Consider the following 20684-nt stretch of genomic DNA (forward strand, 5'->3'; position numbering starts at 1 on the left):
GTCCTGGAGGGCCTGATATGACCTATCACGCCAAGGTGATCGCCGGCGGCAAGATCGTCATCCCCGCGGAGCTGCGCCGCGAGCTTGGGATCAGGGATGGGGATGTGCTGGTGCTCGATCGCGCCGCCGATGGCTCGCTCGCGATCAGGACGCATATGCAGGTCATCCGGGACGGGCAGCAGAAGATCCGCGCGATGATCACGCATCCCGTCACGGTGGACGATTTCATTGCCGACAAGCGTGCGGAGGCCGAGCGCGAATAATGTTCGTCCTCGATGCCTCGGTGCTTCTCGCCTTGCTGCTCGGGGAATCGGGCGCCCAGCAAGTGGCGGCGGTGGTTCGCGGGGCCGAGATGTCGATCGTCAATCTGTGCGAGGTGGTCACCAGGTTGTCGGAAGGGGGCGCCGATCCGGGCGCAGTATATGGAATCGCGATTTCCTACGGGGTTCGCGTTCAAGCCTTTCGGGAGGCGCATGCGATAGAGGTTGCGAGATTGCGCCCGCTCACCAGGCATCTCGGCCTGTCGCTCGGCGATCGGACATGCCTGGCGCAAGGCAGATTCAGCGCATTGCCGATCCTCACCGCGGACGCCCGGATGGCATCCGCCGATATCGGCCTCGACATCCGCATGATCCGCTGACCATGGCGCGTGCCACTCCGATCCTCGCGGCCCTGCTCGCCGCCTGTGCGGGCATCGCGCTCTATTCGATCATGGACGCGGTGATGAAGGGGCTCAGCCTCGCCATCGGCGCCTATGCCGCGCTGTTCTGGCGGCTCGTCGCCGGCGCCGCGATCATGACGCCGCTGTTCGCCTTCAGCCGGCCGCGCCTGCCGGCGCGGCGCGTGCTGGCGATCCATGCGATCCGCAGCGCGGTGATGGCAGTGATGGCGATCGCCTTCTTCTGGGGCATCGCCCGCGTGCCGCTGGCGGAGGCGATCGCGCTCACCTTCATCGCGCCGCTGATCGCGCTGGCCCTTGCCGCGATCTTCCTGAAGGAGAGGATCGGCCCACGCTCCGTCCTCGGCTCGCTGCTGGGGCTGGCGGGCGTCGGCATCATCCTGGCGGGCCAGCTGGGGGCGCCGCATCGGCCCGATTCGGCACTCGGCATGGCGGCGGTGCTCGTCTCCGCGGTGTTCTACGCAGTCAATCTCGTCATCGCGCGCCACCAGGCGCAGCGGGCCGGGCCGATCGAGATCGCCTTTTTCCAGAACTGGCTCATCCTCGCCCTGTTCGCACTGCCCGCCCCCTGGCTGCTGGCGATGCCCGTAGCGGGGCAATGGCCGCTGGTCGTGCTCGCGGCAGCGCTGGCGATCACGTCGCTGCTGCTCCTCTCCTGGGCCTATGCGCGCGCCGAGGCCCAAGTGCTGCTGAGCGTGGAATATACGGCCTTTGTCTGGGCAGCACTCATGGGCTGGCTGTTCTTCAGGGAGCCGCTGACGATGCTCACGATCGCCGGCACCTTGCTGATCGTCGCGGGATGCTGGATGGCGGCGCGCAGCCGGCCCGGCATCGCCGAGCCCGAAGTGGAGCCCGCCTTGTCATGATCGCCATTCGCACCGCCACTCCGGACGACGTCCCGCTTATCCTCGATCTCGTCCGCGAGCTTGCGCTCTATGAGCGCGAGCCCGATGCCGTGGTGGCGACCGAGGCGATGCTGCACGACGCGCTGTTCGCACGCCGCGTCGCCGAGAGCCTGATCGCGGAGCTGGACGGCAGGCCCGTCGGCTTCGCGCTGTTCTTCCACAATTTCTCCACCTGGACAGGCAAGCCCGGCATCTATCTGGAGGACCTGTACGTCACGCCCGATGCGCGCGGCGCGGGGGCGGGCAAGGCGCTGCTCCGCCATCTCGCCGGCATCGCGCTGGATCGGGATTGCGGCCGTTTCGAATGGGCCGTGCTCGACTGGAACACGCCCGCGATCGATTTCTACCGGGCGATGGGCGCGCAGGCGATGGAGGAATGGACCGTCCAGCGCGTCACCGGCGATGCGCTTGTGGCGCTGGCCGGGCGCTGAGCATCGGGCGAGAAGGGGAGCCGGCCCTTCGCAGTGCGATAACGGGAGACGCTGATGGCGGTGGATCAGGGCCTGGTCGAATGGGTCAAGGAGGCGATGGAACCGGTCGGCACCGTCACGTCCAAGCGGTTGTTCGGCGGCGCGGCGCTCTATCTCGACGGGCTGGCCTTCGCGATCCTCGCCTTCGATGCGCTATGGCTCAAGGCGGATGCGGAAAGCGCCCTCGAATGGGGCGATGCCGAGCGCTTCTCGGTCACGCGCGAGGACGGCAGGGTCCAGTCGCTCAACTATCGCCGGGCACCAGACGAGACCTATGACGATGCCGACGCGCTGCGCCGCTGGGCGTTGCTGGCGATGGAGGCCGCCCGGCGCGCGCCACCGAAAAAGCCAAGGGCCCGGAAGCGGGCCTAGGCTGGGAACGCATATTCTCCACCGCCATCCCCGCCCAGGCGGGGATGGCGGGCTGGCCGGCTAGGGCAGCGCGTTCACGTTCGCCGGAGTGCAGGGATCGAGGAACTTGGGCGCGGGCCCGGGATCGCGCGCCAGCAGCACGCTTTCGCCCGAGGCGCTCTTGTAGAGCAGGTTCATCTGGGCCGTCTTGAGCGCCGCAGGGTCGTCACTCGGCAGGTTGATCACCACGCGCCCCAGCGATCCCGAAGTCGTGCCCTTGGGAACCAGCTTGGGCACGGCAATGCCCGTCAGCAGATAGGTGAACGAGGCGCCGGGCGTGCCCGGCACCGTGTTCCCCTTGGAATCGCCATTGGCGAACAGCTTGGCCGGGTTGAAGTTGAAGTCCTTCGCGCCCGAGGCTTTGTTCTCGATCGAGACGATGTCGTAGAACAGGAACATGCCCGAGCCGGCGGACGTGGTCGTGTGCGGCGATCCGGTGGGGTTGCTATCGAACAGGTAGCAGTTCGCCGGCTGGCGATAATGCAGGATCACCGTATTCTGGCATCCGCTCAGGAATATGCTGCCGACGGAACCGATCAGTATTGCGCGAATATTGGCATGGAGTTGCAGCATCATCTGCCTCCTTCAAGGGAAGATGGAAAAGCCGACTCGCGCCCGAAGGAAAGATGTTATCTGCGCTCGCAACTGTCTTGCGAAGGTGGATAAGGGACCGATTTGGATACTTGCGGAATTGCCCGGTGGGTGGGCGCCGAAACCATGTTCGGGCCCTCTCCCTAACCCCCGCCCAGCACGTTGATGCTGAAGGCGATGATGCCCAGGTTGAAGACGAATGCGGCCAGGCAGTGCACGGTCACCACGCGCCGGATGCGGCGGCTGGTGATGTTCATGTCGCTGGTCTGGAAGGTCATGCCCAGGCAGAAGGAGAAATAGACGAAGTCCCAGTAATCGGGATCGGGAGTCTCGGGAAAGGTCAGGCCGCCGCTGTCGCCGCCGCCTTCGGCTTTCTCCGAATAGAAGAGATGCGCATAGTGCAGCGCATAGATCATGTTGCTGAAGGTCCAGCAGAGCGCCAGCGTGCCGACGATCAGCGCCAGCGCCCAGCTCTGCGTGCGCTCCTTCTCCATCAGCTCGCTGGCGACCGCCGCCAGGATCACCAGGCTCACCAGTCCGGTGATCACCAGCAGCAGGAAGCGGTTGCCGTCGTTGCGCTTGGCGGATTGGCGCATCCCCTCGGCTTCCTGCCGGAAGAGCGGGGCGATCGCGACAAGGAAGGTGAGCGCGCCGATGTCGAACCCGGTCATCAGCCCGAAGCGCAGGCCGAGCGGGGGAATGGCCAGCCAGCCGGCGACCAGGGTGACCGCGAGGAACAGCAGGAAGCGCGGCGGGGCGACGACATTGCCGATGCCCCGATGATGTCGTTTCGTCATGGTCGTCCTACCCAGCGCGGACGGATCGATCCGATGGCGGCAAGCGCGAGCAGCGCCATCCAGGCATAGCGATGGCCCAGCATCATCGCCGGTTCGTGCGGATCGCTGAACAGGAACCAGAGCGAAGCGAGGCCGCCCCCGGCGAGCGGCAGCGCGGCGATCTTCCCGATCGGCGTTCCGCGCCAGGCAAGCGCCGCGAGCAGCAGCGAGCCGATCCCGAGCAGCGCGAATTTGGGGCGCACGGCGAAGAACAAGGCGCCGAACAGGTCGGGCGGGCTCTGCCAGTGATGGGCCAGCTGGAGGAGGATCAGCCCCTCGATCTCGTCGAGCAGCGCCCCGGCCAGCAGCACCGCGATCGCGATCCGCGAGAGCCGGCGGGCATTTCCGCCCAGCGCCCAGGCGCCGAGTGCGAGGAATGCGGCATAGGCCGGGATGAAGGCCAATGCGTCCCACCAGCTCGCGCGGATCTGCGCGGCCTGGAAAGCGCCGGAGCAGGAAGACGGGCCGAACAATTCGGCCAGTTGGGCGGGGCTTCGCACCAGTTCGAATGCGATGATCGGCCCCGCGCCCTGGGTAGGCCCGCAGGCAGGAACGGGCGGAAAGCCCGTCGACGCCGCGAGCGTCGCCAGCCCGGCCACTGCGCACAGTCGCCAGGCCAGCGCGCCGGTCAGGCGGCCTCGGCCTCCTTGGCCTTCTTTGCGGCTTCGATCGCCTCGATCACGATCTTGCGTGCCTCTTCCGCATCGCCCCACTGGCCGATGCGCACCCATTTCTCGGACTCCAGGTCCTTGTAGTGCTTGAAGAAATGCTCGATCTGCTGGAGCACGATCGAGGGCAGGTCCTGCCGCTCGCCGATGTCCGAATAATAGGGGAAGGTCGAATCGACCGGCACGCAGACGAGCTTCTCGTCGCCGCCGGCCTCGTCCTCGAGCTTGAGCACGCCGATCGGGCGCGCGCGCACCACGCAGCCCGGCACGAAGGGCGAGCGCGCGATGACGAGCGCATCGAGCGGATCGCCATCGGGCGAGAGGGTGTGCGGCACGAAGCCGTAGTTCGCCGGATAGCGCATCGGCGTGTGCAGGATGCGGTCGACGAACAGCGCGCCGCTGGCCTTGTCGAACTCATATTTCACCGGCTCGCCGCCGACGGGAACCTCGATGATCACGTTGAGGCTGTTCGGCGGATCGTCACCCACCGGAATCAAATCGATACGCACGCTATGCTTTCCTTAAGCTGGGCGGTTGCGCCCCCCAGGCCGTTATTTCGGCTGGAGGAGCTTATCCAGGCCAGCCTCTCCTTCGGTTGTTTTCTCGAGGTGCGGATAGCGCAGGCCGTCATGATAGTCGATGGCCACGTCGCGATAGCGCGAGCCGCGTTTCAGGGTGAGCCGGATCGGGTCCTTCGTGGCCTTCGCCGCCTTAACCGCATCCTTCAGCTTGTCGCCGGTAAAGGCCTGGCCGTTCACCGCGACGACTTCGTCGGCAAGGGTGATGCCCGCGTCGAAGGCCGGGCTGCCCCACATCACGCCGGAAATGCCCTTGGGGCCGATCGACAGGCCCAGCGAATAGGAAAGGTCGGTGGCGGTCTTCGGCGTCGCCTTGTTGGGATGCTCGGTATAGACCAGCTTGTAGCCGTTGCGCTCGAAGCCCTTCAGCGGCGCCCGCTCGGAAACCTGGTTCACCCGCTCGTCGAGGAATTTCTTCCAGTCCCAGGGCACGACCTGGTTGAGTGTCGCGGCCACGTCGTCGAACGTGTAGGTCAGCTCGCCATAGTCGCCGTCGCGACCGCCGAAGAAGATGCGCGCGAAATCGTCGATCGACTTGGTGCCGCCGGATTTCTCCCGGAGGATGGAATCGGCTTCCATCCAGACCAGCAGGCCCTCGTTGTAATAATCCTCGCTGCGCTGCCAGCTCACCCAGCCCTTCGGCGCGCGCGGGCTGATGACGGGGTCGTTGGTGGTATCGACCAGCGGGCGCCAGGTGCGGCCCTGGCGATTGTCGAGCGTGGCGGCGATGTTGGCATAGGCGTCGAGCGTGTCGGCCTTGCTCACCAGCCCCGAGCGCGCCTGGAAGACATAGCCCCAGAACTGGGTCTGCCCCTCATAGACCCACAGCAGCGAGCCGCGCATCGGCACGCGATAGTCGGGGGTCCACAGGTCGGCGCCGCGGCGGAACTTGCCGTCCCAGCTATGGGTGTATTCGTGCGGCAGCAGGTTGCGGCTGGTCGCCTTCTCGTCCCATTTGGTGAAGAAGCCCAGGCCGGTGCCGTTCTCCGAGCTGCGGTGATGCTCCACGCCGATCCCGCCCAGCTCGTCGCTGATCGAGAACAGGAAGCGGTAATGGTCGTAATGTTCGACCCCGAAGGTCTTCACTGCCTGGTCGACCAGGTTCTTGAGCTTGTCGACCTGCTCGGGCGTGGCGGCCAGTTCCTCGGCCGTGTCGGCATAGGTCTCGACCGAGACGCGGTCGGTGAGCTTGAGCTGGCGGTAATAGCGGCCGGCGAGCACCGGCGAATCCATCAGCACGTCATAATTGGTCTTGTCATAGGTGTAGACGTTGCCGCTCACCCTGGCGTCCACCGCCGAGCTGGCGGTCCAGCCCTCGGGATAGGTCACCTTGGCCTGGATGGGCACGCGGCGGACGAAATAGCCGGCCGGATAGAGGCTGAGCGAGAAGAATTGCAGGCTCATCAGGTTGGGCGTCATCACGATGCGGCCCTGGTCCGCCACCGTGGCCGAGACGAAGTTGAAGCTCAGGTCCAGCTTCCTCACGCCCGCCGGCACGTCGATATGGAAGGCGAAGACGTCCACGGGATCGCGCTTCCACGGGATCACCTTGCCGTTGCCGCGGATCACCAGGCCGCCCAGCTTCTCGATCTCGCCGCGCGGGCCGTGCTTGCCGGGAATCCATTTCGGATAGAGCAGCACCATGTGCCCGCTCTTCGCGACCGGGATCGTCTCCTTCACGTTGAAGATGCCGCGCGCCACGTCGGTCGCGTCGATGTCGAGCGTCAGCGTGCCCGGATAGGGGATGTCGCGCGCATCGGGGATGGTGCTGGGATAGGGTGCGGTCTGCGCCGGCGCCGAATTCTGGGCCGTCGCGTTCTGGGCAAGGGCGGGGGCGGAGACGGAAGCGAGCAGGGCAGCTGCGGCGAGCGCACGGATCATGAGTGGAGCGACCTCTCTTCTGGAAGCGACGGGTCATAGGACTGCGCGGGCAGGCATGTAAATCTCCCTCTCTCCCTCAGGGGTGTGGGCCGGGGAGAGGGGCAGCGTCGCACCATCGGATATGCCCCTTTCCCCGACCCTCTCCCCGCCGGCGGGGAAAGGGAGGTGCTAACGAGGCGCTAACCATTGTGCGCTAGCTGTTTCCGCCATGTATCACGATCCCCAGCTGGCGGCCGAGGCCAAGGCCGATCCGCGTCCCCGCTCGGCGGTGAGCACCGGCGTCGGCATGGCCGGGCTTGCCGGCATGGCGCTGTGGACCGCGATCGCCACGCTCTACCGGCTCGACGGGCCCTATAGCGCGCTGGTCAACGTCGTTGCCTGCGCGGTGCCGATGGTGCTCTGGTCGCTGCTGGTCGACAAGGTGCATCGGAACCCCTCGACGGGCATCGACTGGTCCTCGAAGCGCACGCTCAAGGACACGCTCGACGTCTCGGTCACCAAGCTAACCGGCCTGTGGCTCACCTGGGGCGGGATCGCGCTGATCTATGCCACCTTCCCCTTCTGGTGGAGCGGGCGCTACGCCAATTTCGCCTGGTCGATCTGGTGCATCGAGATGGCGGCGCCGGCGCTGTTCCTGCTCTCCATCCCCTATGTGCTGTGGCTCGACCGCAAGCTGGTGCAGCCCCGGGACGGGGCCTGGCATCTCGGCGCATGGCTGATGGGGCTGAAGGAGCCGATCGATCATGGCGCCATCCACAACCATCTGCGCAGCTGGGCGGTGAAGGGCTTCTTCCTGGCCTTCATGCTTTCGATCGTGCCGCCCAATTTCGCCGATTTCGTCGGCTGGAACTTCGACCGCATGTTCGAGAGCCCGGCAGTGATCGCGAACTATTGCATCGCCTTCATGTTCGTGATCGACGTCGCCTTCGCCACGGCCGGCTACATCCTGACGATGCGGCCGCTCGATTCGCACATCCGGACCGCCACGCCTCTTGCCGCGGGCTGGACCGCGGCGTTGATCTGCTATCCGCCGTTCGTGCTGATGAACGAGGGCGGCGTGCTCGATTATCACCAGGGCAGCGCCGACTGGACCTGGTGGTTCGCCGGCCATCCCTGGATCCTGGGCGGCCTCGGCGCGGTGCTGGTGGTGCTGACCGGCATCTATGCCTGGGCGACGATCGCCTTCGGCCTGCGCTTCTCGAACCTGACGCATCGCGGCATCCTGACCCATGGGCCCTATGCCTGGAGCCGCCATCCGGCCTATCTCTCCAAGAACCTGTTCTGGTGGCTCTCGGGCCTGCCCTTCCTGGCCACTACCGGCTGGGCGGAGGGCCTGCGCAACGCCGCGATCATGGCGGTGGTGAGCGGCATCTATTATTGGCGCGCGCGCACCGAGGAAGAGCATCTGGGCTCCGATCCCGCCTATCAGGAATACAGCGCCTGGATGCAGCGCAACGCGCCCGTGCCCAGGTTCTTCGCGTGGGTGGGGGGCAAGCTGCGCGCGGCCTGAGCGCGCCTCTCGTCACCAGTCCCCGGCCGCCCCCATCCATAGCGCCACCGCCGCCGCCGTCGCGGTCTCGGCCCGCAAGATCCGCGGCCCGAGTGAAATCCCGACCGCCCGGGAATGCGCCTTGATCGCCGCGCGCTCGGCATCGTCGAACCCGCCCTCGGGCCCGACCAGGATCGCCGCGGGTCCCGGATGCGCGCGCATCGCTTCGATCGCCGGCACGCCGCCCGCTTCGTCCGCGAAGAACAGCGTGCGCGCCTCGGGCCAGTCGCGGAGCAACGCGGGCAGCTTCACCATTTCGTCGAGCGCCGGCAGCGCGGTGCGGCCGCACTGCTCGGCCGCTTCGATCATGTGCGCGCGCAGCCGCTCGGGATTGAGCTTGTCGACCACGCTGCGCCGCGTCAGCACCGGCACCAGCCGGTCGACGCCCAGTTCGCACGCCTTCTCGGCGATCCAGTCGATCCGCCCCTTCTTGATCGGCGCGGCGCATAGCCACAGATCGGGCACCGCCTCGCGCTCGCGCAGCAGGTCGGTGACTTCCAGGATCAGGTCGCGCTTGCCGATCTGCCGCGCCACCCCGGCCCATTCGCCGGTGCGATCGTCGAACAGCTTGATCGCCTCGCCGAGTTTGATCCGCATCACCGCGATCAGATAATGGGCCTGCGCGCCGTCGATGCGAAGCTCGCCGGGGGAGAGCGTGGCCTCGACGAACAGGCGCGGAGCGGATTGGGGCGGCCAGGCGGGCGTAGCGGGCATGGACTCGCTCTAGCGCCCGCGCTGCGCTCCCGTCACTCCCCCATGCCGTCCATGCCGCCGCCGGGAGTCATCCCGCCGCCGCCGAAGCCGCCGCCGCCGCCGTGCCGGCCGCCGCCACGCCGGCCCATGCCACCCCGACCGCCGCCACCGCGCTTGCCCTGCCTGAAGCTGGGCGGGGAGAGCTTGGGCAGTTCGGATTTCTCCAGCTTGCCATCGCCATTCTTGTCGAGCATCGCGAAGCGCTTGTCGGCGGCGATGCGGAATTCGCGCGCATCCACCCCGCGATCGAAATTGGTGTCGGCGACGATCACCGGCTCGGGATAGTTGAAATAGCCGAAGCGCGCCGCGCCCTGCGGCACATAGACGGGCCTCTTCGCCGGTGCGTCCGAATCGCCGGTGCTGGGCGGCGCTTCCTCGGGCCCGGCATTGCCGACGCTGATCATCGGCGCGATCTGCGTCTCGTAGATCTCGATCTCGTCCGGATCGATCTCGCCGTCCTTGTTCTTGTCGAGAATCGCGAAAAAGCGTGCCGCATCGGCTTCCATCTCTTCCACGGTGAGCACGCCGTCATGGTTGGTGTCGGCCTGGTCGAACCAGATATTGGGCGCGTCATGCCCGCGGAACGGTTCGCCCATCGGGCTGATGAAGAAACCGGGCGGATCGTCGGCCAGGGCGGGCGTGGCGATCGCGGCGAGCGTCAGGCTGGCGAAGAGGAGGCGCATCGGATGTTTCCAGGGTGAAATGGTTTCACCATGCCCCTGTACTCCGATTGTCGCAAAATTATGCCAGATTGTTGCGGGCTTGATCTTTGCCGCGCCTGCGCGGAGGACGGGCCATGGCCGAGGCGCAGCAGCAGATCGTTCCCGATACCGAGCATCGCGGGCTGGTGGGCCTGCTTCCCGCCGGCTGGCGGCCCTATGCGCTGCTTGCCCGCTTCGACCGGCCGATCGGCTGGTGGCTGCTCTTCTGGCCCGGCGCCTGGGCGGTCGCGCTTTCGGGCGGCGCGGTCCGCCAATGGGAGCTGATCCTGTGGCTGCTGCTCGGCAGCATCGCGATGCGCGGCGCGGGCTGCGTCTATAACGATATCGTCGATCGCGACCTGGACCGGCAGGTGGCGCGGACCCGCAGCCGCCCGGTGGCGAGCGGCGCGGTGTCGGTGAAGGCGGCCGCGGCATGGCTCGCCATGCTCTGCCTGGTCGGGCTGGTCGTCTGGTTCCGGCTCCACTGGCCCGCCCGGCTGGTCGCGCTCGCCAGCATCGCGCCGGTCGCCGCCTATCCCTTCATGAAGCGGATCACCTGGTGGCCCCAGGCCTGGCTCGGCCTCGTCTTCTCCTGGGCCGCGCTGGTCGGTTGGGTGGAGATCGGCAGCCAGCCGCTGCTGCCGCTCGCGCTGCTCTATGCCGGCAGCATCGCCTGGGTGATCGGCTATGACACGATCTATGCGGTGCAGGACATCGAGGACGATGCGCTGGTCGGGGTGCGTTCCTCGGCCCGCGCGATGGGCAGCCATGTCCGTGGCGGCGTTTCGCTCTTCTACCTTGCTGCGCTCGGTTGCTGGGGCGCGGCGATCTGGCAGCTGCGCCCCGACCCGCTCGCGCTGGCCGCGCTGCTGCCCATGGCGCTCCACCTGGGCTGGCAGGTCGCGACGCTCGATCCGCAGGACGGCGCCAACGCGCTCGCCCGCTTCCGCGCGAACCGCAATGCGGGCCTCCTGATGTTCGCCGCGTGCCTCGTCGTGGGCCAGACGCTTTGACGTTGCGCCCGCGCATACCTAAGTCGGCGCGATGCTGACCATATCCGAAGCCTGTGAACGCGCCGCCGATGCCGTTGCACGGGCGCGCGCCGCGGGCGCCGACGCCGCCGATGCCGTGTTCGCCGCCGACAGTTCGCAATCGGTCTCGGTGCGCATGGGCGCGCTCGAGGACGTCGAGCGCTCGGAGAGCGAGGAGCTCGGCCTGCGCGTCTTCATCGGGCATCGCTCGGCCAGCGTCTCCACCTCGGATCTCAGCGCCGCCGCGATGGACATGCTCGTCGAGCGTGTCGTCGCCATGGCCCGCGAGGCGCCCGAGGACAAATGGGCCGGCCTTGCGCCCGGGGACCGGCTGCTCCACGGCAGCGCGCCGATGCTCGACCTCGACGACGGCGCCCGCGTCGATCCGCCCAGCCTCAGGGAGCGCGCCCGCCGCGCCGAGGAAGCGGCGCGCAGCGTGCCGGGCGTCACCAACAGCGAGGGCGCCAGCGCGGGCGCCTCGCGCGCGGTGATGACGCTCGCCACCAGCCACGGCTTCACCGGCGGCTATGCCCAGACCAGCCACGGCCTCTCGGCCAGCGTGCTCGCCGGCGCGGGCGGCGGGATGGAGCGCGACTATGCGCATCATTCCGCCCGGCACGCCGCGCTGCTCGAGGCGCCGGAGGCGATCGGCCGGCTGGCCGGCGAGCGTGCGGTCGCCCGGCTCGATCCGGCCAGGATCCCCAGCGGCACGATGCCGGTGGTGTTCGATCACCGCGTCTCGGCGGGGCTGATTGGCCATTTCCTCGGCGCGATCAGCGGCGCGGCGATCACGCGCAAGACCAGCTTCCTGCTCGACCGGCTCGGCCAGCAGGTCTTCGCCAAGGGCGTGACGATCTGCGACGATCCCCATCGCCCGCGCGGCCTGCGCTCGCGCCCGTTCGATGGCGAGGGCCTGCCCGTCCAGCCGGTGAAGCTGGTCGATGCCGGCATGCTGGAGACCTGGCTGCTCGACAGCGCCTCGGCGCGCCAGCTGGGCCTGGAGCCCACCGGCCATGCCGCGCGCGGCATCGGTGGCGCACCGGGCGTCGCGCCTTCCAACCTCTATATGGAGGCTGGCCATATCCCCGCCGAGACGCTGGTCGGCGAGATCGATCATGGCATCCTCGTCACCGAACTGATCGGCCAGGGCGTCAACGGCGTGACCGGCGACTATAGCCGCGGCGCCGCCGGCTTCCTGATCGAGAAGGGCGAGATCACGCGTCCGGTCTCCGAGATCACCATCGCGGGCAATCTGAAGGACATGTTCCTCGCGCTCACGCCGGCCAGCGACCTCGAGTTCCGCTACGGGATCAACGCGCCGACCCTTCGCATCGACGGGATGACGATCGCCGGTGCCTGAGCCCGGCCTCGCCTCCCGGGTCGCGGCGATCGCCGCCGAGGCGGGGCGCCTCGCCATGGCGCGCTGGGAGACGGAGTTCCGGCGCTGGGAGAAAGTGCCCGGCAGCCCGGTCTGCGACGTCGACCTGGAAGTCGACGCGCTGCTGCGCCAGCGGCTGGGCGCGCTGCTGCCCGATGCCGGCTGGCTTTCCGAGGAGACGGCGGACGATCGCGCGCGCCTCTCGGCCCGCCGCGTCTGGGTGGTCGATCCGATCGACGGCACCCGCGACTATCTGCGCCACCGTCCGGGCTGGGCCGTCTCGGTCGCGCTGGTGGACGACGGGGCGCCGGTGATCGGCGTGCTCGACGCGCCGGCGCGCAGCGAGTGCTGGACCGCGGAAGCCGGCAAGGGCGCGTGGCGCGGCGACGCGCGGCTCCATGTCGCCGCGCGCGACAGGCTGGCCGGCGCGCGCGTCCCCGCCGATCAGCTGCCCAAGGTCGACAGCGACCTGGTCATGGTCGCCAAGCCCAATTCGATCGCGCTGCGTATCGCGATGGTCGCGGCGGGCGAGGCCGACCTGCTCGCCACGATCCGCTGGGGCAATGAATGGGACGTCGCCGCCGCCGTCCTCATCGCGCGCGAGGCGGGGGCGGCGATCACCGATGCGCTCGGCCGCCCGCTCGCCTTCAACACGCCGAGCGGCCAGGCATTCGGCGTGCTCGCCAGCGCGCCGGGCATCCATGCCGCCGCGGTGGAGCGGCTCGCCGATCGCGCGCGGGACGTGCTGAAGGCCTAGCGCTTCGCCACTGCGATCAGCGCCGTCGACGGGATCGGCAGCACCGCGCGCTCCCCCGCCATCCGCCGTACCTCGGCGACCACTTCCGTCCGCTGCGCGTCGTCGAGCGCCACCCAGTCCGGGCTCATCCCGAACAGCGCCTCCGGCGTGTCGAGCTGGCGCACGTCCAGTTCGAAATCATGCACCACCGTGTCGATCGCCGGCGCCTGGAACCCGGCATCGGCCATCGCCGCCGACAGCCATTCGGGATCGCCCAGCGCCACCGCGCCCTCGGGCAGCTTCGTCTTGCCGTCGAGCTTCGGGAACAGCCGTCTGCGGATCTGCGAGAGCAGCAGGAAAGTCGCCGCGCCTTCGCTGCGCCAGGTGGCGAGCACGCCCAGGCCGCCGGGCCGAGTGACGCGGGCCATCTCGGCCAGCCCCTTGCGCCAGTCGGGGAACATGATGACGCCGAATATCGAGAAGGCGGCGTCGAACCCCGCGTCGGGCAGGTCGAGCGCCTGCCCGTCCATCACCTTCGCCTCGACATTGGCCGGCGCCGACGCGGCGATCCGCGCGACCATGCCGGGCGAGAAATCGGTGGCGAGGACCTGCGCGCCCGTCCGCGCCGCGGCCAGCGCCAGCGCGCCGGCCCCCGCGGCCACGTCGAGCACGCGCATGTCCGGCGTCAGCGTCACTCGCGCCAGCGCCTCCTCGGCGAAACGCGACGTGAAGGGGTGGGCGGTGCGCTCGTAATGGGCGGCGGCTTCGTCCCAATGCGCGGGGTTCTCGTGCTTCTGCTCGGTCATTATCTGCCTTTCGCGAATCATGTAACATGATAAGTATCGTGAAATGGCGCGCTTGCCAATCGCGTGCGGCGGCCCGAGGAAAACAGGATGCGAAAGGACAGCCGCCTCTCCCGGATGCTCCATGTGCTGCTCCACATGGCGCGGCATGACGGGCCGATGACGTCGGAGCACATCGCGAAGATGCTCCAGACCAATCCGGTGGTGGTGCGCCGGACGATGGCGGGCTTGCGCGACGCGGGTTACGTCAGCTCGGAAAAGGGCCATGGCGGCGGCTGGGTGATCGCCGCCGATCTGGAGAAGGTCTCGCTGCTCGACATCCACCGCGCGGTGGGCGGCCCGAGCCTGTTCGCGATCGGGGCCGAGCACGAGAACCCCGCCTGCGCGGTCGAGCGGGCAGTCAACGGGGCGCTGGAGGACGCATTGCGCGAAGCGGAAGCGCTGCTGGTCGCGCGGCTCGGCGCGGTGAGCCTGGCCGAGCTGGCCCGCAGCTTCGATGCGCAGTGCGTGGCCGGCGGCTGGAACCCCGGGACCGGTGACGCATATGGGGCCCCGGCCTAGGATCGAGACTCGTTCAGCAAACCTCATCATCCCCGCCTGCGCGGGAATGATGAAGGAAAATCAAATACTTGTTCGGGTCCTCGGCCTAGCCTTCGTCGCCCTGATATTTGATCTGCAGATAGCGCCCCCGCGTCGCCAGCGCGTCGAGGTCGCCCTGGGCCAGCTGCGAGGTCATCTCGGCGATCTCGTCGTCGATCAGCTGCAGGCCCTGGGCCAGCTGCTGGTCCGGCGTCAGCCCGTTGCGCTCCACGCGGCGCAGCGGCTCGGGCACGCGCTGATAGCCCTTGACCAGCTCGGGCAGCTGCTCGCCCACCAGCTTGCGCACTTCGACTGCCGCTGGACTATGTTCGTCCAGCGCGGCGAGCTGGGGTGTCAGCGTCTCCAGCTTCACCCCGATCGAATCGACCAGGCCGCGCACCGGCGAGGGCAGGGCCGGGCGCTGCGTCTCGAGCCAGCGCTCGGTGCTGCGCGGCAGGGCCTTGAGCGGGATCTCGGCCAGCTTCTCGACATTCACGGGCGCGCTTGCCGGCATCAGCGCGAACAGCAGCGTGGCCGCGACCAGCAGCAGCGCCACCAGCATCGCGCCCATCATGCCGAGCGGCGCCACCGCCAGCCCGAAGATGATCGCGCCGGCCAGGATCAGCCCGTCCGCCGCCGCGATCCGCCCGATCCGGCGGACCACTTCGGTTTCCCGGTGCTGGCGGTTGCGGCCGGACACGGCCAGATCGGTGCGCGCGCGCACGCGATCGAGCGTGCCTCCGATCCGGTTCAGTTCGCGATCGACATCGGTGGGCACGGCCTACATCGCCTCCAGCTTGAACGTCTCCGCCCCGCCTGCGACCTGGTTCTGCGCTGCCCCTTCGGCCCGGGCGATATAGCCCTTCGACTTCTCGACTTCGTTCGACAGCGTGTTGACCGTGGTCTTCATGCTGTCGAGCGCCTTGAGCTTGAACGTGTCGATCGCGTCCATCGTGTCATAGATGTTCTGGAACGCGCGCTGCAGCGTCTCCACCGGGATCGTCGAGTTCGCCGCCTGTTCGTGGATCGCGGCCGACTGGCTCTTGAGCAGCGCGCCGGTCGAATCGATCAGCCCCGCGGTGGTGCTGTTCAGCGCGGTGATCTGGTCGAGCACCAGCTTCTGGTTGGTCAGCGCCTGCGCCACGGTGACGGCCGTGCGCAATGCCGAGACCGTGGTGGTGGAAGCGCGGTCGACGCCCTTCACCAGCTCGACATTGTTCTTCTTGACCAGGTCGAGCGCCAGATAGCCCTGCACCGTCACCGCCATCTGGGTGAGCAGGTCCTGGGTGCGCTGGCGGACATAGAAGAGCGCGGTCTCGCGCAGCGCCTTGGCCTTGGCGGGATCGGTATGGTCCAGCTCGTTGGCCTTGTCCTCGATCTTCGCGTCCATCGCCTTGGACAGATAGATCATCTGTTCCAGCCGGCCCATCGCGGCCCACAGGTTGGTCCGCTCGGTATCGATCGCGGCATTGTCCATCAGCAGCTCGTCCTTGCCGTTGGACAGGCTCTTGAGGATGCCGTTGATATGGGTCTGCGACGACTGGTACTTGCGGAAATATTGCTGCATCCCGCCGCCGAACAGTTTCGACAGGAAGCCCTGGCTCCCGCCGATCAGCTTGCCGTTCTGGCTGGGGTCGAGCTCCTCCACCTTCTTGCGCAGCGCGAGCAGGTCGGCGCCGACGCCGTCATTGCCCATCGCCTTGACCGGGCGATCGAGGAAGCGGTTGGACTGGCCCGCCGCGTCGCGGATCTCCTTCTGCCCCATCGCCGCGATCGCATCGACGCGCTTGCCGAACTCGGGCGAGTTGACGTCCTGCGCGACGAGATCGTCGATGAAGCTGTCGACCCGCGCCTCCAGCTCGGACTTCTTGCCGTCGTCCACCGGCACCAGTCCCGCCGCCTTTTCGGGCGCGACGGCCTTTACCGGCTCGGGCGGGGTGAGCACCAGATCCTGTTCGGCCACCGCAGTCTCGCTCGCCATTCCCACGTCTCCAAACTGTCCGGCCCCCAGCATAGGATCATCCGGACGGCAAACCAACTGTGTGATTTATGTAATACACCTGGGCGCCTGCGCCAAGGGCCAAGCCCCTGGCTCAGCGGCTTTCGCTCTTCACCAGGCTCGAGCGATAGATCTGCTCGCCATTGCGCAGCACGGTGAGCTGGCAGCCATTTTGCGGCTCGCTTTCGCCCGCGCAGAAGCGCGCGCCCTCGGCCGCGCCGCTGGCGGCCGTGGCGGTCGCGCCCTTGGCGGCGGAGAGGCGCACCGGTTCGCCCGATCCGGCCACCAGCACATGGCAGGTGCCGCTGCTCGAATCGCGGCAGTTGAGCAGCAGCTTGCCGGTGGCGAAATCGGCATCGAGCACCAGGCTGATATTGCGCTTCTCGGTCTTGCCCGAACAGCCCGCGAGCAGCACCAGCGCCAGCAGCACACCCTTGTTCATCACGATCTCCTTCGCCGCCAGCATAGCGCGGTTTCGCGCCCGAAATAGCCGGCACGGCGATCGCCGGGTGGCATTCCGTTCATCCGCCGGTCAGCCTTTGCGGCGATACATCGGGTCGGGCACGGAAAAGGGGATCTTCATGCACCATTGGTTGCGCATCGCGGCGCTGCCCGTCCTGCTCGCGCTCGGCGCGGCCTCGGCGGCGCCCGCGCCCGCGATATCCTATGAACTCGCGCCGGTGCTGCAGGGCGATGCGATCGCCGCGCTCGAAGTCACGATCCGGCTGCGCGCCGACAAATCGGGCGTCACTACGCTCGATTGGGCCGATGGCTGGGCCGGCGAGGACAAGCTCGGCCAATGGGCGCGCGACATCCACGTCCAGGGCGGCACGTCCGCCACCCCGGCGCCGCATGGCGGGCGCATCGTCCGTTCCGCCCCGGGCGCGCCGCTGGTCATGCGCTATCGGATCGTCTCTGCCTATGACGCGGATCCCAGCGTGGCGGACAGCGAGCAGGCCCGTCCGGTCGTGCGCCCCGGCTGGTTCTATTCGGTGGGCGAGATCCTCTATGCCCGCCCCGTCGGGCGCGACGATGCGCCGGCCCGCTTCGCCTGGAAGGGGCCCGCCGGCATCGGCTTCGCCTCGGATACCGAGCATTCGACCGGCCTTGGCGGCCGCCCCCGCAGCGTGGGCGACATCCTCGAGAGCATCGCGATCGGCGGGCGCGATCTCTCCGTCACCACCATCATGGTGAAGGGCGCGCCCGTCCGCGTCGCGCATGTCGGCCGCTTCGGCTTCGACGTCCGGGCGTTCGACCGGCTGGCCGGCGAAGTGGTGGCAGTCGAGCGCGACTTCTGGCGCGAGACCGGCGCCGGCCCCTTCCTGATCACGGCGATCCCGCTGGCGTCGATGCCCGGGCGGCTAAGCTATGGCGGCACCGGCCGCAGCGACGCCTTCGCCACCTGGATCGACCGCGACGCGCCGCTCTCCGGCCTGGGCTGGCTGCTCGCGCACGAATATTTCCACAGCTGGAATGCGCGCCAGCTCGGCCGCTTCCCCGAAACGGCCGAGGCCGAGGCCTATTGGCTGAGCGAGGGCTTCACCGATTTCTATGCGCGCCGGCTGATGCTGCGCGCCGGCCTGTGGACGCCGGAGAAGTTCGCCGCCGACTGGAACGAGATGCTGCGCGCCTATGCCGCCTCGTCCTTCCGGACCGCCGGCAATGTCGAGGCCGCCGCCAAGTTCTGGACCGGCGGCCAGGATGCGGAGAAGATCCCCTATCAGCGCGGATCGATGCTCGCCGCGCTATGGGACCGGCAGCTCCAGGCGAAGGGACTGGGGGATCTCGACACGGTGCTGCGCGCCCAGCGCGACCGGTTGCGCGGCGCGGCGGAACTGCCCCGGCTTACCGACGCGTTCGCTGCGGAGATGGACCGTGCGGGGCTCGATATCCGCCCCGACGTCGATCGCTATCTGGCGCGCGGCGAGCCGCTGTTCCTGCCCGAGGACGCCTTCGGCGCCTGCGCCCGGCTGGTCACCGCCGATGTGCCGGTGTTCGATCGCGGCTGGGACAATGCCGCCACGCAAAGGGCCGGCAACGTGCTCACCGGCGTCGATCCCGCTTCCAACGCCTATGCCGCCGGGCTGCGCGACGGGATGAAGATCCTGCGGCGCACCGCCGGCGAGCCGGGCAATTCGGCGGTGGATTTCGTGGTGGAAGTGCAGGACGGCGCGACGAAGCGCAGCGTCACCTTCCGCCCGGCCGGCGGGAAGACGCTGCGCACCCAGCAGATCGTCCTCGATTCGGCGCGCTTCGCTGCCGAGCCGGAGACGTGCAAGGCGGCGCTGGCCGGATAGGACGGCCCCGGGGCTATCCGCGCGGCCGCGCCTCATAGCGCATCGCGCCGATGTCGTTGCCTTCGGTGTCGAGGAAGCGGATCAGCGTGCCGACCGTCGGAATCACGGCGCGCGGCAGGGTGATCGCGCCGCCATGCGCCACGACGCGCTCGGCCACCGCATCGACATCGTCGACCGCGAAGGTCGGCTCGATCCCGTTCAGTCCCTCGCCGCTGCGCGGAACATGCCGCTTGTGCATCAGCCCCTGCACGCCCGGCGCATCCGCGTCGCCGGTATGGATCAGGTAGAAGCCCGGCGGGCCCCAGGGCTCGAATTCCCAGCCGAACACCGCTTCGTAGAAGCTGCGGGCGCGATCGACATCGTCGACATGGAGGGCGAAGGAAGCAAGGTTGGCGGGCATCGGCATCGCTCCGGCATCGGGGAGGGCATGGCGGGATTTTGTCGCGCTCGCGCCTTCGCCGCAATCCCGCTATAACGGCGCATGATGTCGCGAATCCGGCGCAGCGTGGCCGACGAGCCCTTTCTGCTGATCCGCACGGCGGCGAGCGACCATCATGCCGGCGAGGCGATCCCGCCGCATGCGCATGACTGGCACCAGCTGGTCCATGCCGCTGCCGGGATGATGGAGATCTGGACCGAGCGGGGTTCGTGGATCGCGCCCAGCGGCCGGGCGGTGTGGGTGCCGGCGGGCGTGCGGCACGGCATCCGCTTTGCCGCGGCGAGCACGCTCCGCACCCTCTATCTCCAGCCGGAATGGGCGCAGGGGCTGCCGCGCGACTGCGTGGCCGTCACGGTGTCGCCGCTGCTGCGCGAGCTGGTGCTGCGGGCCGTGGCCTGGGGGATGCTCGACGGCCGCCGCCCCGCCGAAGCGGCAGTGGCGCTGCTGGTCCGCGAGGAATTCCGGCGCTCCGATACGCCGCCCTTCGATCTGCCCGAGCCGGCCAGCCAGGCGATGCGGCGCGCCGCCGATCTGGCCCGCAGGGGCAGGCGCGGGCCGGAGATCGCGACGGCGACCGGCATGAGCCTGCGCGCGCTCGAGCGCCGCTTCCGATCGGAAACCGGCCTGAGCCTGGGCCGCTGGCGCCGCCATGCGCTGCTGCTGGCCGCGATGGAACGGCTTGGCGCGGGCGAGCCGGTCAAGTCGGTCGCCGCCCATGCCGGTTTCGCCACGCCCAGCGCCTTCGTCGCCGCCTTCCGCGCCGCATTCGGCGAGACGCCGGGATGCTTTTCAGCCTGCCGCCCGCGCGTTCCTGAGCGCCTTGCCCCACCAGGCCAGCTCGTCGAACAGATGGTTCAGCCGTGCGCCTTCGCGCGTGTCCGCGGCGAAGCGGCCGCCCTCGCGCCGGTTCCACACGCCCTGCAGGTGGAGCGCTCCTTCCAGCGGCGCCATCTGCAGCTCGCGCGAGACCATGGTGAGCTGCTCCACCGCACGCGCGCCGCCCATGCCGCCATAGGCGACGAAGGCCACCGGCTTGCGGTTCCATTCGGCATAGACGGTGTCGAGCGCGTTCTTGAGCACCGCGGGGATGCCGTGATTATATTCGGGCGCGATCAGGATGAAGCCGTCGGCGCTCGCCACCTTCTCGCCCCAGGCGATCTGCTTGGCGTCGGCATAGTCGCCCGCCGCGGGCGGCTTGGGATGAGGATAGAAGGGCAGGTCCCATTGCTTCAGGTCGATCAGCTCGCAGTCGAGATCGTCGCGATCCGCATCCGCCGCGCCCATCACCCAGTTGCCGATCGGCTCCGCCACCCGTCCCTCGCGGACAGACCCGAGGATGACGAGGATCTTCAGCTTTTGCGTCATTGTCTTCCCTTCGTGCATGCCGCGCTGCCCGGCGC

Annotated in this window: 24 protein-coding genes and 1 pseudogene; 12 read left to right on the forward strand and 13 right to left on the reverse strand. The window is 68.5% G+C overall.

Annotated features, from left to right (window positions below; genetic code table 11):
* The first annotated feature begins 17 nt into the window (after positions 1-17).
* Genes FHR20_RS19185 through FHR20_RS19205 form a run of 5 tightly spaced genes read left to right on the forward strand, consistent with a single transcriptional unit; the run spans position 18 to position 2426 of the window.
* Entirely contained in the window at positions 18-263 is a 246-nt protein-coding gene (locus FHR20_RS19185; RefSeq protein WP_167301235.1) for an AbrB/MazE/SpoVT family DNA-binding domain-containing protein, read from the forward strand.
* On the forward strand, positions 263-640 hold the full coding sequence (locus tag FHR20_RS19190) for a type II toxin-antitoxin system VapC family toxin (protein ID WP_208413769.1): 378 nt from the start codon (positions 263-265) through the stop codon (positions 638-640). Before FHR20_RS19185 ends, FHR20_RS19190 begins: the two co-directional genes overlap by 1 nt.
* A 2-nt stretch (positions 641-642) precedes the next feature.
* Positions 643-1545: a DMT family transporter gene (locus FHR20_RS19195; RefSeq protein ID WP_167301236.1), complete on the forward strand. Its 903-nt coding sequence runs from the start codon at positions 643-645 to the stop codon at positions 1543-1545.
* Positions 1542-2015 carry a GNAT family N-acetyltransferase gene (locus FHR20_RS19200; RefSeq protein ID WP_167301237.1) on the forward strand — a complete coding sequence of 158 codons (474 nt, stop codon included), beginning with the start codon at positions 1542-1544 and terminating at the stop codon, positions 2013-2015. The genes FHR20_RS19195 and FHR20_RS19200 overlap by 4 nt, the downstream gene beginning before the upstream one ends.
* Before the next feature lie 54 nt (positions 2016-2069).
* The gene (locus FHR20_RS19205; RefSeq protein WP_167301238.1) at positions 2070-2426 is read left to right on the forward strand and encodes a TfoX/Sxy family protein; all 357 of its coding nucleotides are present in this window, start codon (positions 2070-2072) and stop codon (positions 2424-2426) included.
* A gap of 60 nt (positions 2427-2486) precedes the next feature.
* Here FHR20_RS19205 and FHR20_RS19210 read toward each other — a convergent pair whose 3' ends face one another.
* From FHR20_RS19210 to FHR20_RS19230, 5 genes are all read right to left on the reverse strand, one after another.
* Positions 2487-3038, reverse strand: a complete 552-nt coding sequence (locus FHR20_RS19210) for a hypothetical protein (RefSeq protein WP_167301239.1) — start codon at positions 3036-3038, stop codon at positions 2487-2489.
* A gap of 161 nt (positions 3039-3199) precedes the next feature.
* Positions 3200-3853 (reverse strand): DUF1345 domain-containing protein, encoded by a 654-nt coding sequence (locus FHR20_RS19215; RefSeq protein ID WP_208413770.1) that lies wholly within the window; start codon positions 3851-3853, stop codon positions 3200-3202.
* Positions 3850-4491, reverse strand: coding sequence for a hypothetical protein (locus tag FHR20_RS19220; RefSeq protein WP_167301240.1), 642 nt, complete (start codon positions 4489-4491; stop codon positions 3850-3852). The genes FHR20_RS19215 and FHR20_RS19220 overlap by 4 nt, the downstream gene beginning before the upstream one ends.
* Positions 4492-4520: 29 nt before the next feature.
* Entirely contained in the window at positions 4521-5069 is a 549-nt protein-coding gene (ppa, locus tag FHR20_RS19225; RefSeq protein WP_167301241.1) for an inorganic diphosphatase, read from the reverse strand.
* Positions 5070-5111: 42 nt separating this feature from the next.
* Positions 5112-7019 (reverse strand): M61 family metallopeptidase, encoded by a 1908-nt coding sequence (locus FHR20_RS19230; protein ID WP_167301242.1) that lies wholly within the window; start codon positions 7017-7019, stop codon positions 5112-5114.
* Positions 7020-7227: 208 nt separating this feature from the next.
* On the opposite strand from FHR20_RS19230, the gene FHR20_RS19235 reads away from it, so the two are divergent.
* Positions 7228-8529 carry a methyltransferase family protein gene (locus tag FHR20_RS19235; protein ID WP_167301243.1) on the forward strand — a complete coding sequence of 434 codons (1302 nt, stop codon included), beginning with the start codon at positions 7228-7230 and terminating at the stop codon, positions 8527-8529.
* Between the two features lie 12 nt (positions 8530-8541).
* On the opposite strand, the gene FHR20_RS19240 is transcribed toward FHR20_RS19235, so the two are convergent.
* Together FHR20_RS19240 and FHR20_RS19250 are read right to left on the reverse strand one after the other, a co-directional pair.
* Positions 8542-9282, reverse strand: coding sequence for a 16S rRNA (uracil(1498)-N(3))-methyltransferase (locus tag FHR20_RS19240; protein ID WP_167301244.1), 741 nt, complete (start codon positions 9280-9282; stop codon positions 8542-8544).
* Between the two features lie 32 nt (positions 9283-9314).
* Positions 9315-10004 carry an EF-hand domain-containing protein gene (locus tag FHR20_RS19250; protein WP_243857663.1) on the reverse strand — a complete coding sequence of 230 codons (690 nt, stop codon included), beginning with the start codon at positions 10002-10004 and terminating at the stop codon, positions 9315-9317.
* 113 nt (positions 10005-10117) lie between these two features.
* On the opposite strand from FHR20_RS19250, the gene ubiA reads away from it, so the two are divergent.
* Genes ubiA through FHR20_RS19265 form a run of 3 tightly spaced genes read left to right on the forward strand, consistent with a single transcriptional unit; the run spans position 10118 to position 13188 of the window.
* On the forward strand, positions 10118-11035 hold the full coding sequence (gene ubiA, locus FHR20_RS19255) for a 4-hydroxybenzoate octaprenyltransferase (RefSeq protein WP_167301245.1): 918 nt from the start codon (positions 10118-10120) through the stop codon (positions 11033-11035).
* 31 nt (positions 11036-11066) lie between these two features.
* Positions 11067-12413, forward strand: coding sequence for a TldD/PmbA family protein (locus FHR20_RS19260; RefSeq protein WP_167301246.1), 1347 nt, complete (start codon positions 11067-11069; stop codon positions 12411-12413).
* On the forward strand, positions 12406-13188 hold the full coding sequence (locus FHR20_RS19265; RefSeq protein WP_167301247.1) for an inositol monophosphatase family protein: 783 nt from the start codon (positions 12406-12408) through the stop codon (positions 13186-13188). The genes FHR20_RS19260 and FHR20_RS19265 overlap by 8 nt, the downstream gene beginning before the upstream one ends.
* Here the strand turns inward: FHR20_RS19265 and FHR20_RS19270 are convergent.
* Positions 13185-13973: a class I SAM-dependent methyltransferase gene (locus tag FHR20_RS19270; RefSeq protein ID WP_208413771.1), complete on the reverse strand. Its 789-nt coding sequence runs from the start codon at positions 13971-13973 to the stop codon at positions 13185-13187. The two genes, FHR20_RS19265 and FHR20_RS19270, sit on opposite strands and share 4 nt — an antisense overlap.
* Positions 13974-14060: 87 nt before the next feature.
* On the opposite strand from FHR20_RS19270, the gene FHR20_RS19275 reads away from it, so the two are divergent.
* On the forward strand, positions 14061-14531 hold the full coding sequence (locus FHR20_RS19275) for an Rrf2 family transcriptional regulator (RefSeq protein WP_167301249.1): 471 nt from the start codon (positions 14061-14063) through the stop codon (positions 14529-14531).
* A gap of 85 nt (positions 14532-14616) precedes the next feature.
* On the opposite strand, the gene FHR20_RS19280 is transcribed toward FHR20_RS19275, so the two are convergent.
* The 3 genes from FHR20_RS19280 to FHR20_RS19290 form a co-directional block, all read right to left on the reverse strand.
* A complete protein-coding gene (locus tag FHR20_RS19280; protein WP_167301250.1) occupies positions 14617-15327 on the reverse strand; it encodes a hypothetical protein in 711 nt (236 codons plus the stop codon).
* Between the two features lie 3 nt (positions 15328-15330).
* Complete coding sequence (locus FHR20_RS19285; protein WP_167301251.1) at positions 15331-16530, reverse strand: toxic anion resistance protein; 1200 nt, start codon at positions 16528-16530, stop codon at positions 15331-15333.
* A 112-nt stretch (positions 16531-16642) separates the two neighbouring features.
* Positions 16643-16990, reverse strand: a complete 348-nt coding sequence (locus FHR20_RS19290) for a hypothetical protein (RefSeq protein WP_144034393.1) — start codon at positions 16988-16990, stop codon at positions 16643-16645.
* Positions 16991-17129: 139 nt separating this feature from the next.
* Here FHR20_RS19290 and FHR20_RS19295 point away from each other — a divergent pair, with 139 nt between their 5' ends.
* Positions 17130-18845 (forward strand): M61 family metallopeptidase, encoded by a 1716-nt coding sequence (locus tag FHR20_RS19295; protein WP_167301252.1) that lies wholly within the window; start codon positions 17130-17132, stop codon positions 18843-18845.
* A 13-nt stretch (positions 18846-18858) separates the two neighbouring features.
* Here FHR20_RS19295 and FHR20_RS19300 read toward each other — a convergent pair whose 3' ends face one another.
* Positions 18859-19245 (reverse strand): VOC family protein, encoded by a 387-nt coding sequence (locus FHR20_RS19300; RefSeq protein ID WP_208413772.1) that lies wholly within the window; start codon positions 19243-19245, stop codon positions 18859-18861.
* A gap of 84 nt (positions 19246-19329) precedes the next feature.
* Between FHR20_RS19300 and FHR20_RS23245 the strand changes: the two are divergent.
* Positions 19330-20013 (forward strand): annotated as a pseudogene (locus tag FHR20_RS23245) (AraC family transcriptional regulator); the annotation flags it as partial.
* A 60-nt stretch (positions 20014-20073) separates the two neighbouring features.
* Here the strand turns inward: FHR20_RS23245 and FHR20_RS19315 are convergent.
* Positions 20074-20649 (reverse strand): NADPH-dependent FMN reductase, encoded by a 576-nt coding sequence (locus FHR20_RS19315; protein WP_167301254.1) that lies wholly within the window; start codon positions 20647-20649, stop codon positions 20074-20076.
* Between the last annotated feature and the right edge of the window lie 35 nt (positions 20650-20684).

The sequence above is a fragment of the Sphingomonas leidyi genome (assembly GCF_011761945.1).
GTDB lineage: Bacteria > Pseudomonadota > Alphaproteobacteria > Sphingomonadales > Sphingomonadaceae > Sphingomonas > Sphingomonas leidyi.